13 protein-coding genes and 1 pseudogene are annotated in these 13,994 nt (G+C 38.3%); 9 read left to right on the forward strand and 5 right to left on the reverse strand.

Translation table 11 applies throughout. From position 1 onward, the window contains the following. Positions 1–30: 30 nt before the first annotated feature. The 6 genes from prsT (at position 31) to KO534_RS19375 (ending at position 6,787) form a co-directional block, all read left to right on the forward strand. Positions 31–2,856, forward strand: coding sequence for an XrtA/PEP-CTERM system TPR-repeat protein PrsT (gene prsT / locus KO534_RS19350; RefSeq protein WP_215932315.1), 2,826 nt, complete (start codon positions 31–33; stop codon positions 2,854–2,856). A gap of 78 nt (positions 2,857–2,934) precedes the next feature. Next, positions 2,935–3,462: a glycine zipper 2TM domain-containing protein gene (locus KO534_RS19355; RefSeq protein ID WP_215932317.1), complete on the forward strand. Its 528-nt coding sequence runs from the start codon at positions 2,935–2,937 to the stop codon at positions 3,460–3,462. Between the two features lie 115 nt (positions 3,463–3,577). Beyond that, the gene (locus KO534_RS19360) at positions 3,578–3,853 is read left to right on the forward strand and encodes a PepSY domain-containing protein (protein WP_436836595.1); all 276 of its coding nucleotides are present in this window, start codon (positions 3,578–3,580) and stop codon (positions 3,851–3,853) included. Positions 3,854–3,918: 65 nt separating this feature from the next. After that, positions 3,919–4,593 (forward strand): response regulator transcription factor, encoded by a 675-nt coding sequence (locus KO534_RS19365; RefSeq protein WP_215932319.1) that lies wholly within the window; start codon positions 3,919–3,921, stop codon positions 4,591–4,593. A gap of 17 nt (positions 4,594–4,610) precedes the next feature. Next, a complete protein-coding gene (locus KO534_RS19370; RefSeq protein ID WP_215932321.1) occupies positions 4,611–5,939 on the forward strand; it encodes an ATP-binding protein in 1,329 nt (442 codons plus the stop codon). Positions 5,940–6,136: 197 nt separating this feature from the next. Beyond that, positions 6,137–6,787 (forward strand): LiaF domain-containing protein, encoded by a 651-nt coding sequence (locus KO534_RS19375; protein WP_215932324.1) that lies wholly within the window; start codon positions 6,137–6,139, stop codon positions 6,785–6,787. A gap of 44 nt (positions 6,788–6,831) precedes the next feature. Here KO534_RS19375 and KO534_RS19380 read toward each other — a convergent pair whose 3' ends face one another. The 3 genes from KO534_RS19380 to KO534_RS19390 are packed head-to-tail and all read right to left on the reverse strand — an operon-like array spanning position 6,832 to position 9,585. Next, the gene (locus tag KO534_RS19380) at positions 6,832–8,493 is read right to left on the reverse strand and encodes a serine hydrolase (protein ID WP_215932326.1); all 1,662 of its coding nucleotides are present in this window, start codon (positions 8,491–8,493) and stop codon (positions 6,832–6,834) included. A gap of 1 nt (position 8,494) precedes the next feature. Further along, complete coding sequence (locus KO534_RS19385; protein WP_215932328.1) at positions 8,495–9,106, reverse strand: hypothetical protein; 612 nt, start codon at positions 9,104–9,106, stop codon at positions 8,495–8,497. Further along, a complete protein-coding gene (locus KO534_RS19390; protein ID WP_215932330.1) occupies positions 9,103–9,585 on the reverse strand; it encodes an RNA polymerase sigma factor in 483 nt (160 codons plus the stop codon). The genes KO534_RS19385 and KO534_RS19390 overlap by 4 nt, the downstream gene beginning before the upstream one ends. A 604-nt stretch (positions 9,586–10,189) precedes the next feature. Between KO534_RS19390 and KO534_RS23875 the strand changes: the two are divergent. Further along, positions 10,190–10,309: pseudogene (locus KO534_RS23875) on the forward strand (DUF1707 and DUF2154 domain-containing protein); the annotation flags it as partial. Between the two features lie 177 nt (positions 10,310–10,486). Here the strand turns inward: KO534_RS23875 and KO534_RS19400 are convergent. Continuing rightward, entirely contained in the window at positions 10,487–11,284 is a 798-nt protein-coding gene (locus KO534_RS19400) for a trypsin-like serine protease (protein ID WP_215932332.1), read from the reverse strand. A gap of 214 nt (positions 11,285–11,498) precedes the next feature. Beyond that, a complete protein-coding gene (locus KO534_RS19405; protein WP_215932334.1) occupies positions 11,499–12,566 on the reverse strand; it encodes an AI-2E family transporter in 1,068 nt (355 codons plus the stop codon). A 92-nt stretch (positions 12,567–12,658) separates the two neighbouring features. On the opposite strand from KO534_RS19405, the gene folX reads away from it, so the two are divergent. Both folX and KO534_RS19415 read left to right on the forward strand, forming a co-directional pair. Then, on the forward strand, positions 12,659–13,024 hold the full coding sequence (gene folX, locus KO534_RS19410; protein ID WP_215932336.1) for a dihydroneopterin triphosphate 2'-epimerase: 366 nt from the start codon (positions 12,659–12,661) through the stop codon (positions 13,022–13,024). A 17-nt stretch (positions 13,025–13,041) separates the two neighbouring features. Next, positions 13,042–13,935: a TIGR01777 family oxidoreductase gene (locus KO534_RS19415; protein WP_215932338.1), complete on the forward strand. Its 894-nt coding sequence runs from the start codon at positions 13,042–13,044 to the stop codon at positions 13,933–13,935. Positions 13,936–13,994: the final 59 nt, after the last annotated feature.

Genomic DNA, 13,994 nt, shown 5'->3' on the forward strand with positions numbered 1-13,994 from the left:
GTCTTTTTTATTTTAAGTGTAGGGAAATAAATGCGCGCTTTATTGAATAGCCTTTGTTTTAAAAATGTTCTAGTAATAGCTTGTTTAACACTTAGTATTCACTATTCATCTTTTACAATCGCCAATACTCAAATCCACTACGAAAAAGCCCTCTTAGCCTATAAAGAAAAGCAGTTTGAGGAATCGATGATTCACTTAAAAAGTGCATTGTTGGCAACCCCAGAAAACTTACCCTCAAAAATTCTAATGGCTCAGTTATTGGCACAATTAGGGCAATTCGAGTCCGCGGAACTGGAGTTTGAAGACGTCATTGCACAAGGTGCTGACATCAGTCTTTTTGCTGATGTCTGGGGTGCAACCTTAATGCAGCGTAAAGCCTATGAAAAAATTATCGACTTCCAACAATTTGCGTATTTTTCTGAGACCCAGCGATTAAATTGGCTGCGGCTAAGAGCGTCCGCCTGTATGAGCGCAAAAAATTACGATTGTGCGATCCAGAGCTATTTAGATATAAACAAGCTTGCAAAAGATGAAACAGAAACGTTAAATGGATTAGCCAGCGTTCAGCTCAATTTGAAGCAATTTGAGCTGGCCAATGAGTATCTAAATCAAGCCATTAAAGTTGATCCAAGTAATCCTATTACTTGGCAACTAAAGGGCTTAGTAGCTAAAAATAACAATCAATTAGAACTGGCTTTGACACACCTCCGGAAAGCTTTTGAACTTGATCCAGACGACCCTTACATATTACGCCATTTAGCTGATGTCTATTTAGCAACCAATAACAATAAAGCTGCTAAAGACACTATCAATACAATATTAAGCGTTTCACCCAATGACCCTTTCGCAATATTAGTGAATAGCTGGTTACAAAAAGATACCGCTTTAGAAGACAACGCGGAGAAGAAGCTTAAAGAAGTTACTACGAAAATTAACAATTTACCAAACGAGTATGTGCTGCAAGAACATTCATTACTATTCTTGAGAGGGCTAGTTAATTTTAGGCGACAGAGATATGAGGACTCTGCTCGCGATTTCATCCATTTACGTAAAAAGGATGAAAGTGATATATCTGCCGTGGTGTTACTTGCCAAAAATTACATTGCCTTGGGTAAAGAAAAAGAAGCTATTTTGCTATTAGAAGATACTCAACAAGACTTACTCGAATTACCAGATGTATTAGTTATGCTTGCAGATTTGTACATCAACAACAATAAAAATTTCAAAGCACTATCACTATTGCAAACGCTGCAGATGAAATACCCTGAGAATATTTCGATTCAATTACTGGAAGCCAAACTCAAAATTGCCAGAGGACAAATACAATCTGGCATGGAACATCTAGACTTTTTAGTTTCAAAATATCCAGAAGACCGGGATATTTTATTGGTGCACAGCATACTAAATTTACAAACACAGCAGTTTTCGAAAGCCAACACCAGCATTTCAAAATTGCTGAAAACAACTCCAAATGATGCAACTAAACTAAATATTAAAGGCGCAATTTTAATTCAACAAAATCAAATAGATGAAGCACAAATTTTCATCAAAAAAGCCTTAGATATTCTCCCCAGTTTACTCTCCGCCAAGATTAACCTAGCGAGTACTTATTATCTGCAAAACAACTACCTTAGTTCCGTTCATATTTTAGAAGATATTCTTCGGGACAACTCAAGTTATGGACCTGCATTATTACTAATGGCAAAGATTCAGTACTCGCAAAAAAAACTTGATGAAGCTTATAAAAATTATCGTCTAGTATTGGTTAACGACAGAAATAATATTGAGGCTCTAGAAGGTATCACAGCAATACATTTGAGTAGAAATGAAAGAGTGGAGGCGCTTGTTCCGCTAAACAAGTTAGGGAAGATTGAATCTCTGAACCCTAAATATATGCTCCAAAAAGCACAAATATATTTGTCACTTCGTGACTATGAAAACAGCCAATACCAAATAGAGAGTTTAAAACTTATTGCAAAAGAAAATGCAGCATTACTGCTCGCTCTAAGTAAATTGCAATTATTACAAGGAGATTTACAAGAAGCATTGCTATCGCTTAAATCTGCCCAAACAATCCAGCCCAATAGTTTAAAAGTAGGTATTTTACTTGCGGAGTTATTATTAAATAATGATTTAACTGAAGATGCGGTTGTTCAAATGAAATTACTATCAAGTAAATTTAAAAACTCGCCTGATGTTTTGTTTTTACAAGGTAGGCTAGCCGAACAACAAGGTCAAATAGACCAAGCAAGTCAGTTATACTTAAATACTTTGAATATGAATGACCAACATGAAATAGCGCTCGCTAAACTCTATTCATTACTATCCTATGGAGCAGCACCAGAGCCGTTCAAAAAGAAGATAAATGAAATTGTTTCGGCTCATCCAGATCGTTATTTCCCACGTAACTTATTAGCGCAGTTTTATTTTTATTCTGGCGAGTACTCTAAAGCGGCCTTCCACTATGAAAAGCTACTGAACCACAAAGCTATACCTAATCGTCCTGCATTATTAAACCGTTTGGCATTAGTGTTTATGCCCACTGACATACTTAAAAGCTCCGAATATGCAAAAGAAGCTTACCACTTAGATAATACAAGCCCAGAGATACTGACAACCTATGGTTGGTTGCTAACGCAGCAATCTCAACCTGGTAAGGGCTTAGAATTACTTAGGAAAGCATCAGCTCGAGGACAACAAGTACCAGAGATTCGCTACTACATTGCTGTTAGTTTAGAAAAGTTAGGGTTATTTTCTGAGGCGCGATCTGAGCTTGAAACGTTACTTGAGAAGAATGTTGATTTTTCAGAGCAACAAGAAGCAAAAGCCCTATACGAAAAATTAAAAGAAATGTAGCACTCTATTCAAACTAAATTCAGCTAAAATTCAGCCAAAAAAAAGTAGTCTTATGGTCACTTAAACAGGAGTGATTACATGAACCTATTAATAACAAGTGCAGTTCTAGTTTTAACGTTTTCTCCTTTAGCTTTGGCTAAACATGAATATAGTCATCTTAATGGGACAAAACATAGCCAAGGTCTTTTAAAAGCAAGGGTTATAGAATCAACGCCAATATACAAATACGTTTTTCCACCTCGGCAAAAAACTGTTTGCCAACCAATTTCGACAACCCACAGCCAATCTCAGAATAAAGGCGCGGTTATCCTTGGAGGGATTGTAGGTGGCGCGATAGGACATGCAGCTAGCAACGACCGTCACAAAGGTTTAGGCACTGTAGTGGGTGCGGTAATCGGTAGTTCGTTAGCTCATAAAATTGACCTCAGTTATAAACACAATTCAAAGGCTTATCACAGTCAAAAACAACGCTGTGTAACCCAATATAACCAGCCACAAAAAGTGCGAGTGTTAGATGGCTATAATGTCACCTATAGCGTAAAGGGAAAAATTTATCAGACTTTTAGGCATGAGCGGCCTAATAGGTTCATTAGTATTTATTATTAATAAGTTTCATGTTTACATCGTCACTCAACCTCATAATAACAAAAGCAATTGCTTTTAAGTCAATTGATGATTGGGGTAAACTAAGATTTGAACATTAACTAACAAGAGCTGAATTTTGAAGCAGAATCCTTACATTAGATTTATTGTTGTTTGCGTAACGATGATTTCGTTAAGCAGTATGTCTATTGCTGCTCAAGATACCGAAACGCCACCTAAAACCAAATCAGAAGCGGCCAAAAAGGCGCAACAAAAGGTCAACGGTAGAGTGTTAAAGGTTGTTCAAAATAACAACAAGTATCGAGTTAAAGTGTTACAAAAATCTGGGCGGGTCATCTCTGTCGATGTAGACAAAAAATCAGGTAAAGTCAGCAGAAAGAAAGGAAAAGATTAGCCTGATTTCGTCGCGCTGGAAATAGACTCCAGTAAAGATAAACACCAAAAATAAATAGGCTTTAAATGCGCATATTGATAGTAGAAGATGATAGCCGTTTACTCACGCAGCTAGACATATTACTGCAAAAAAACGGCTACAGTGTTGATTTAGCCGATGACGGAGCAAAAGCGTTATTTTTATTGCAAGAACATACCTATGATTTGGCCATTGTCGATATTGGCCTACCAGTAATCGATGGCTTTGAAGTGATCCAAAAAGCTCGTAAAAATGATGTAAGTTGCCCGATTTTAATTCTAACCGCACGGGATAGATGGCAAGAGAAAGTCGAAGGTTTAGATGCAGGTGCAGACGATTACTTAACCAAACCTTTTCACAACGAAGAGTTATTAGCGCGAATAAATGCATTAATTCGCCGAGCCGCAGGTAAAGCACACCCAACGATCGAAAAAGGTCCTATTACTTTAGATACCCTAAGTGAAGAAGTCAGCGTAAACGGACAATATATTGATCTGACTGCCTATGAATACAAGGTATTAGAATACTTGTTATTAAACCCACAAAAAGTGATCTCTAAAACTGAACTTACCGAACATATTTACGATCAAGACTTTGATTTAGACAGCAATGTTATCGAAGTGTTTGTGGGGCGCTTACGTAAAAAAATTGATCCCGATGGCACTGTTAACCCCATAGAAACACTCCGGGGTAGAGGATATCGAATTAATCGTGAGCTCTAACTTGAATACAAACGCCAGTGCATAATCTGTCTCTCAGATTAAGAAGTTTTGCTGCCGCGTTGCTGGCGCTGCTTATTTTTATACCGCTAACGGCGGTCACCCTAGAGCAAGCTTTCAACAGCAGTTTAAGTCAATCTATGTTGCAACAATTGCGAGTTCAAAGTTTGACCTTAATTTCTGAATTTGAACTAGATAATGGCGGCAAACATGCAGTCATGCCCGAACAGCTTTACAATGATCAATTTAATATCCCGGGCTCGGGACTATACGCTTTTATACAATCCGATGAGGCTATGTTATGGCAATCCCTGTCTACCTTGAATTGGCAACATCAACCTACATTTATGAAACCAGATATAGGCTCTGAAGCATTTATCGAAGATTTTGAAATGCAGAATAATTATTTTTTATATGCCTACACCGCAGAATTCGAAACCGACACAGAATATCAACCGGTTAGCTTTTATATTCTTCAAGATAAGCACGTATTTAATGCCGAAAAAAGCAAGTTCGCAAATACCCTATGGAATTGGTTAGGCTTAATTGCTTTGTTATTGCTGATTTTATTATTGGTTAGTTTAAACGCTGCATTGTTGCCAATAAGCAGACTAAATAAACAAATACGTTTGGCTGAAAGTGGCCATTTAAAACGTATAGATCAGCGTTACCCACCCGAATTAGAAAAGCTCAAAAATAGTATCAATCACTTGTTAGATACCGAACAGCAACAACGTAGTCGTTACAAAAATAGTCTAAGTGATTTAGCTCATAGCCTTAAGACCCCCTTAGCCGTGTTAAGTGGTACTGCAGATTTGCCAGAACAAGCCAAAGAGCCTATAAATCAAATTGACCTACAAATACAACGTCAACTAAAACGAGCCGTTGCCGGGACCACAAGTACATTTGAGCAAGCAATTTTGATTAAACCTGTAGTAGATAAATTATTCAACGCTATGGATAAGGTTTACGCAGACAAACATCTCACGCTTACCCACAATATTGAAAATCAAAAGCTAGGCTTTCATGGCGACAAGACAGATTTAATGGAAATATTAGGCAACGTGTTAGACAACGCCTGTAAAGCCGCGGTCAGTCAAGTCAAACTATCGGTATTAATGAATCAAAATAAATTGTTAATTCATATCGAAGACGATGGCCCTGGTATTCCTCAAGACAAACGTGAACACCTTTTAGAAAGAGGAACACGTTTGGACAGTTACAAAGAAGGTCAAGGAATTGGCATGGCAGTGGTGGCCGATTTAGTGTCAGCCTACCTAGGTCAACTCGAAATCGAAGAAAGTAATTTAGGCGGTGCCAAGCTTATTTTGGTTTTTCCTAGCTCTTGATATTTTTCGCTACATTTTTACCAGTATTTTCCCCAAGAAAGTGTGAGAACCACTAAAAAGTACGTTTTCTACTCTAGTCGAAAATACCAACCATTATTAACCGTATGATTTATAATGATTTTTCAAGTGGCATAGTATCTGCTTTATATTTTTATTATTTTGCTAAAACCTCGATGATTAATAATTAGGGAACCCACATGGCCGTAATACTTGAAGATAGACCAATTGAAAACCTCCGAGAAGAAGTGATCGACACACTAATCTATAACTACAGTCACGGAGTGATTTCAAGCGAAGCCTTTGAACGTCGACTAGATCAAGCCATGGCGAGTCAAAATCATCAAGAAATATTCAATTTAGCCGCTGACTTAGAAAAAACCGCAGGCACAGAATTCGCGTCTCAAAAAGAACGCCAATTCAACATCAACTATGCAGCCGGTGAGAATGATGAAACCGATACCATTATTAATATTCTTGGCGGCTCCTGTCGCAGTGGCCAATGGACAGTACCCCGAGAAATAAAAATCATTACCCTATTCGGAGGCGCAGATATCGATTTTACCGACGCGATATTTACCACGCCAAACGTCACCATAAAAATACTTTGCCTATTTGGCGGCACCGATATATCAGTACCCGAAGATATCAATATTATCTCAAAGGCTTTCTGTATTTTGGGCGGTATCGATAATTCAGCTCCATCTATCGCTACACGTCAAGCCCCCACACTCACCATTGAAGGGCTTGTCATGTTTGGCGGCTTAGACATCAAAATAAAACGCACCATCAAAGAAAAGTTTGTCGCGTTTGCCAATCAAATGAAAACCATGTTTAACAATCGTACTTAACATGGTTGTTCAACATCGCAGCATAACGACTAAGAGTAATAAGACTACTTTTTAAGTCCTTTAAGGGTTTGCCCTGATTGGAATAACGTTAAACTTTTAGCGTTACCTGCGATGTCTAATTCAAAAACAAGCCTTGCCTGTACCATGGCATTGCTAAATTCTGTCTTGGACAGGGTTTCAAAAGGAATTTTCGGTTGAGCTGTGGCCTGAATGATCAACTGGCCATTTTCATTGGTTATGTTGATAGCAAAGTTAGGGCTTAACTCATATATACCACTAAGGTTGTCTAGCTCAATTTGAGTCAATGTTACTTTATTAACATGCTTCTTAGTTTTTTTAGGATCTAACTTAAGTGCTTTTGTTTTACGACCACCTTGGTCTAAAGTTAAAAACAGCACTTCACCTTTATCATTCAGTTCAAAAGTAACTATGGCCCCCACTGCAGCTTGTACAAACTCAAGATCTGATTTGGCTGTTACCGGAAACATTGCTTGCCCTGTTGCCTGTATGAAGAGTTGTTGAGCTTGATTAGTCACAGTCAGAATAAATCCAGGTGCTAATTCATATTCGCCATTTAACCGCGCTAACTTCTCTTCATCCACCATTTTGACGTTTAAGATATCTGACCTTAATTGAGCAAGTGTACCTTGCAAATAGGCATTGCCGACTGAGTCCAAACCATTGGCAGAGTTTTCTAAAATGACAATACCTTTATTGTTTGTTTGGTCAAACCCCATGAAAGACCGAAAACCACCTGTACCGCCGTTGTGCCATAAATAGGATCCCTTATCATGTTCAGAGGTAAACCATGCTAAACCAACCTTAGGACCTTTCTTATCCCGCCCCGTAGTTTGTTTATGAGTTAATTTAATAAAATCGAATTGTGGGTTTAAGTTAGCCTTTAAATACTGGGCCATATCTTTAATGTTTGACTTAATTGCGCCTGCTCCAGCAAGCGCGGGCAATTGCCAATGTTTAACCACATTTAAACCTGCATCATGCCCGTTACTCAGTAAGGCTTTGTGTGATTCAGGCACATCGACAAAACTACTAGCCAAACCTAACGGACTAAAGACTCTATCGTTAATCACTTGCTCGTAAGTTTTATTGTCAATAAGTTCCAGAATGTGCCCTAGCAAGCCTACGGCGAGGTTGGAGTACTCAAGCTGTGCATCTATTTCTCGGGTTAGCTCGTAGCTATTTAAAAACTCGTACAACAGCTCCAAGGTGTAGTCCGCATAGGGGTCGGCAGGATCACCAAAAGGCATATTACCTGGTAACCTAGGTAGTCCCGACATATGATTTGCCAGTGATAATAAAGTGATTGTTTTACCATTTCTTGTTGGTATTTTTACCGATTTGGGTAAATATTGCTGCACTGGATCTGAAAGCTTCACCCTTCCCTCTGTTACCAAGCTGGCGAGAGCCATAGAAGTAAAAGTTTTAGTAATCGAACCAATTTCAAAGAGTGTTTCAACGGTAACTGGGGTTTTACTCCCTTGTTCAGTAACTCCAAAAGTTAAATATTCAATATTTCCATTTTCAATAATGACGATCGATACACCCACCACACTTTTCTGTTTTTCTAACTTAAGTTTAATGATTTCTTGAATGCTCTCGGTGTCAATATTTGCCAATACTGGAGCGACTCTTAGCGTGGTGATTATTAGAAAAATTACCAGTAACTTACTGATCAATAGTTGCATTTTAAATCTCCTTTAATTCGTTTAATTCACTAATCCTTTGCTTAATTTTATCAAGTAAGGGGAGTAATTGTTTTTTGACGGCTCGTTTATTCAGAAAATATACTCCGATGTTTAAGAGCGCACAAAATCCATAATAAATAGCCAGTTGTTCGGTCATTCTCGGCACTCCCGATCCATCAACTGTAGCACCCGCAGTGATCAACACTATGGCCAACATTAAGGGGAATAAGTACCAAACAGCAATTGACTCTAATAGTTTGACCTGATTCTCGATTTTTACTTTTTCAACCTGCCAAAACGCCATCACACTGCTGTCCTTTGGCGCATTGACACGTTTGGCTTTAATCAGTTTATAAGGAATAAATAAACAAGCTAATATCGCAATCCATAACCCAATACTCTGAACTAAACTAGCAGCATAAAAAAGTTTCCAACTCCATACGGGTATTAAAAGTAATGCGATTGAAATTTCTAAGGTGTCTCGACGCTTAATACTTTTATCCACCTTACTTGTTTCCTTTGCCAACAATTTAATCATAAGGGTTAAATCTTGAGCCCTCTTATCGGATGCTATCTCGGCTTTCCAATTAGCTTTTAGATCATCAAACTTCATGACTTCTCACCTATAAATTCATTCTCAAATGTTGCCTTAATACGTTTAATCCTAAGTCTCACGGCATTATCACTAATACCAACCACTGTGGCGATTTGTTCGGAACTTAAGCCATCTAAATACATCATCAAAATACTCGAATCGATATCCGATAAGGTATGCATAAATTTATTAAGGATTTCTGCCTGACAATTTTCCTGCACTGCGGCTGAGTCAGGTTTCACAATTTCAGCCAACACTTGTTGTAGCTCTCTGTGTTTGATGGTTTTCGTCACAAAGCTTGAAGCAGTATTTAATGCCACCTGATATAGCCAAGTTTCTCGGGATGAGTGGCCTTTAAAAGTAGTAAAGCTGCGCCACAGTTGCATTAAGATTTCTTGATATAAATCTTCAAATTCATGCGGCTGGGAATAACGAGAAGCGATATATTTTATTCGCCCCTGATTATTTGCTATTACCTGTTCAAATTCTTGTTGCATGAACTGCCTCATGCCTATTTGAGGCATTTTTATTGTGGAACTAATTAGTTAGTCTTAGGAAAAATGGTTTTGTGTCAAAAGACTTTAAAAAAGTGATACTAATTGATCATCAACCTTAAAATAAGCACTACTATTGATAACTTAATAGGTCGCACTTTACCTCGCTTGAAAGCCACATAAAATAGGTCATCATCAAACGGCTTTAGAAAATAACGGCTCTTAAAATAACGAAAATTCCCCAATTAATCCTGCATTTATAAAGGTACCAATACGCTAATTGGTTTTATCTCTGATAATAAATCGGTTGTAAAAAATGCCCTTTTTTAATTAGTGATTGATATTTATCCAGCATGACATCAATATTCAAACTGCTTTATAAGTGGGTGGCATGGATACTAAACCTTATATTTACCAATTTTGTGGATTTTCACTTGATCCCCTCAAGCAGGGATTGGTTATTGATCTTCCAGAAAAATCTTTCCAATTTCTTTAAAAACTCATTTTGGCGGATCATCAAGTGGTCGAAAAATACCATTTACTTGATGAATTGTGGAAAGACTTAGTAGTAAGCGAATGGTCTTTGTCTTATGTCTTATGTCTGATACTCACCATTGAAGGGCTTGTCATGTTTGGCGGCTTAGACATCAAAATAAAACGCACCATCAAAGAAAAGTTTGTCGCGTTCGCTAATCAAATGAAAACCATGTTTAACAATAAAGCATAAAACAAGGGCGAATTTCGAGTGCGTGCGGTTTGGTTTGGTGAAAACACATAAAGATTGCTTTTTTGCCTAGACGCGCGATTTTATTACAACACATACAACAAGTTTCAAACTAGGATGAGTCAAAATCAGCATGCTTTATAGTATCTTGTGACGGCTAAACATGGTTAGCATTGACCTTTAGTTTACGGCTTTTCCTAGTACGCTAGATATCCAATTTTGGTAATTTGACACTCTGACTTGATAAGCACGAGTACCATAAAGCCCGCCTTTGAAGTTAGATATATCGCCATACGCCAATTGCCAACTTGATAAACCTACAAGATGTGCGACACCTTCTTGTAAGATAATAGAGGCTCCTCCGCTATCCCCAGAACCATGCATCCCTTCAAGTGGCAATGCATTTGATGGGGCGTCAAATGTAAATATTAGCCAGTTACCTTCAGTATTTTCAACTACATTGTGAAATTGGTTTAATACACCTAGAGATTTAGTAGTAAGATTTTCCCCGGTAAGTCCATTGCCTCCAGCTCCCTTTCCAAACACGGTGATTTTTTTACCTTTCTCGCTGGTACCTTTGTATAGTTTGATTGGTTCTACACCACTAACCGCTGAAGTTAATTTGATTAATGCGATATCACTTCTGGATCGAAAAAAGTTCATCAGAGGTGCTATATCTCCATTCAATAAGTTTTCACTAGGCTCAATATATTCAGGGTGTATATATACGCTCTCTATTTCATAATCTTTTGCCGCTATTTTTAATTTTTTACCAACATAATCATAAAAAATAGTATGTGCGACGGTCAGAACCCAATGTGGATCAATTAATACCCCATGCCCTTCATGGGGCATATCAATTAAGTACTCTGGCTTTTTTTCTACAATATAATTTTCAGCCGAAATATCGTGACGTTTCACAACTGCCTTGCTATTGATGGCAATGAAACAAGCGAATAAAAAAAACAGAGTTTTCATAATAAACCTATACCTGACGTGTATTCCAGTTATTGTAAAATGACTCTGCAAAGCGTCGAAGTTTACGATAGGTGGTTCCTTAGGGTACTAATACTTGAATCATGATATTTGTAGGTTGTCATTCCATAGGTATTGCATCCTCAATATCTATATTCACCTTTACTGACGTCACAAATATGAGGATGTTATCAATCACCGAAGCCTAGGCCTCTTTTTATCCCTCTGCATTTTCAACCTGCGTCTCTTCAATCTCAGGCTCATCATCTTCACTGGCCAATAACAACGCCACCCAGCGTGTATCTGGGCTGGATTCCAGTGCTATTTTTACGATCATTGTTAACGGCACAGACAACAGCATACCTACTGTGCCTAGTAACCATCCCCAGAAAATCAACGACAAAAACACGACTAAGGTAGATAAGCCTAATCCGCGCCCCATATAACGCGGCTCTACTACATTGCCCATTATGGTATTCGACACTACAAAACCTAATGCAGTAAATCCAGCTGCGGCAGGACCAAGTTGCACAAAAGCTAACAACACCGCGGGCACCGCTGCGATAAAAGAGCCAATATTGGGGATGTAATTAAATAAAAAAGCTAAAACGGCCCAAAGTAAAAAATGATCGATATCGAGTACATATAACCAAATTCCAATGATTAATCCCGTACCTAAACTAACAAGAGTTTTGATCACTAGATAATTTTTGACAGAGAGTAAAAACTTGTCGATTTGTTGCATTTTCATGCTGGGATCATCTAGCGCAATATGAATTTTTTTAGGTACTGATTCCGCTTCAAACAACATAAATACAACGATTAATAAAATCAGTAAAAAGTTGGTTAACACCCCGCCTAAACTCGTTAAAAGGTTTGTCGCCATATTCATGGCTGCACCGGGGTCTAAATACGAGATTAACGCTTCTTTATCGACGTTAATGTTGAAGTTATCTAATTGACCAATCACCCATGAAAACTCTTCTACTAATTGCTCTCTGTATTTAGGCATATTCTGACTAAATTCATTCATTGACTGCCCTACTAAGCCAGCCAGAATCAATCCAAATACTACGATAATCAGTATAACTAGAATAACTGCTACGGCTCTGGGCAATTTATAGCGATTTGCCCAGGTAATGATTGGACTGCACGCCATAGCAATAAAAACAGATAATAAAAATGGAACTACAATGGCGCTAGCGGCTTTAACACCTGCTAATATGATGACGATAGACGCCATAATGAGTAGTATCTTAACGGATCTTTGAGATTTAATTTGCATATCAAGTTTCTGAATGAATTCCTTGTGGGCAAACTAGCAGATCTGTATGGTATTTTATAGCGCATAACCAAAAGATTCACATTAGGACAAGTATGAAGCTCAACCCAGCCACCATTAGAATTAAAAATTTACGTTTGCGCACTTATATTGGCATTAACGACGACGAAATTGTCAATATGCAAGATGTTGTCATAAACGTTAAAATTGACTACCAAGCAGATCAAGCGACGGATTCAGATGAAATGGATGACGCTCTGAACTACAAAACAATAACCAAAAGAATCATTAAACTGGTCGAAAACAATCGCTTCTCTTTACTCGAGAAACTCACAGCTGATGTACTTAGCATTGCAGCAGAACACACCAGAGTGAACTATGCTGAGGTAGAAGTGGATAAACCCCACGCATTGCGGTTCGCAGATTCAGTTTCTTTATGTTTGTCATGCAATAAAACCTAGTTTTATACAGGGGATATATGAAAATACTCATCACCGGAGGTTCGGGCCTAATCGGTTCAAACCTAATCCCCATTTTGCGTCCATGTGACATTGCGGTATATACCCGAAATGTAGCCATGGCAGAACAAATACTGGGTCATAAAATTAACTTTTTGTCCTCCTTGTCGGATTTAACTAACCTCGATGAATATGACGTGGTGATTAACCTTGCGGGTGAGCCAATAGCGGCCAAGAAGTGGACAGCTGAACAAAAATCCAAAATTGAGCACAGTCGTTGGTCAATCACTGAAAAAATAGTGTCCTTAATTAACGCTGGTGACAACCCACCTAATTTATTAATCAGTGGCTCAGCCATAGGATTTTACGGCCGTCAACAGGACCAAATTATTGATGAAAACTTCACGTCTATTCACGACGAGTTTAGCCATCAACTTTGTGAACGTTGGGAACATTTAGCCCAAAAAGCGCAATCAGATAAAACTCGCGTATGCATATTACGAACTGGGGTGGTGATTACCAAACGAGGTGGCGCATTACAGAAAATGCTTTTGCCTTTTAAACTAGGATTAGGAGGGCCAATTGGCGACGGAACCCAATACATGTCGTGGATCCACCTTGAAGATATGTTACAAGGTATCGCTCATCTCATTACCAATAAAAGCTGCGAAGGTGTTTATAATTTCACTGCCCCTAACCCTGTCACTAACCAAGAATTTAGCCGTGAACTTGCTTCGGCATTATCACGCCCTTGTTTATTGAGAGTCCCCAAATTTATGTTGCGGATGATGATGGGAGAAATGGCTGATTTAGTTTTATATGGTCAAAGGGTGGTACCCAAACGCCTGCAACAAAGTGGATATGAATTTATCTACCCTAACCTATCTCAAGCCTTTGAATGTTTCCAAAAGTAACAATGTGCTGGATTAGCTTCTGATACGAAAAAGTTGATACCCAAAGGTACCAACTTTTT

It is taken from the genome of Paraglaciecola arctica (assembly GCF_018861065.1).
Taxonomy (GTDB): domain Bacteria; phylum Pseudomonadota; class Gammaproteobacteria; order Enterobacterales; family Alteromonadaceae; genus Paraglaciecola; species Paraglaciecola arctica_B.

Excerpts from the sequence above, each read along its gene's own strand:
- KO534_RS19400 (WP_215932332.1), bottom strand. The coding sequence starts at position 11,284 with ATGAAAACTCTGTTTTTTTTATTCGCTTGTTTCATTGCCATCAATAGC.
- KO534_RS19375 (WP_215932324.1), top strand. The coding sequence starts at position 6,137 with ATGGCCGTAATACTTGAAGATAGACCAATTGAAAACCTCCGAGAAGAA.
- KO534_RS19365 (WP_215932319.1), top strand. The coding sequence starts at position 3,919 with ATGCGCATATTGATAGTAGAAGATGATAGCCGTTTACTCACGCAGCTA.
- KO534_RS19415 (WP_215932338.1), top strand. The coding sequence starts at position 13,042 with ATGAAAATACTCATCACCGGAGGTTCGGGCCTAATCGGTTCAAACCTA.
- KO534_RS19380 (WP_215932326.1), bottom strand. The coding sequence starts at position 8,493 with ATGCAACTATTGATCAGTAAGTTACTGGTAATTTTTCTAATAATCACC.
- KO534_RS19390 (WP_215932330.1), bottom strand. The coding sequence starts at position 9,585 with ATGCAACAAGAATTTGAACAGGTAATAGCAAATAATCAGGGGCGAATA.
- KO534_RS19385 (WP_215932328.1), bottom strand. The coding sequence starts at position 9,106 with ATGAAGTTTGATGATCTAAAAGCTAATTGGAAAGCCGAGATAGCATCC.
- folX (WP_215932336.1), top strand. The coding sequence starts at position 12,659 with ATGAAGCTCAACCCAGCCACCATTAGAATTAAAAATTTACGTTTGCGC.
- KO534_RS19355 (WP_215932317.1), top strand. The coding sequence starts at position 2,935 with ATGAACCTATTAATAACAAGTGCAGTTCTAGTTTTAACGTTTTCTCCT.
- prsT (WP_215932315.1), top strand. The coding sequence starts at position 31 with ATGCGCGCTTTATTGAATAGCCTTTGTTTTAAAAATGTTCTAGTAATA.
- KO534_RS19405 (WP_215932334.1), bottom strand. The coding sequence starts at position 12,566 with ATGCAAATTAAATCTCAAAGATCCGTTAAGATACTACTCATTATGGCG.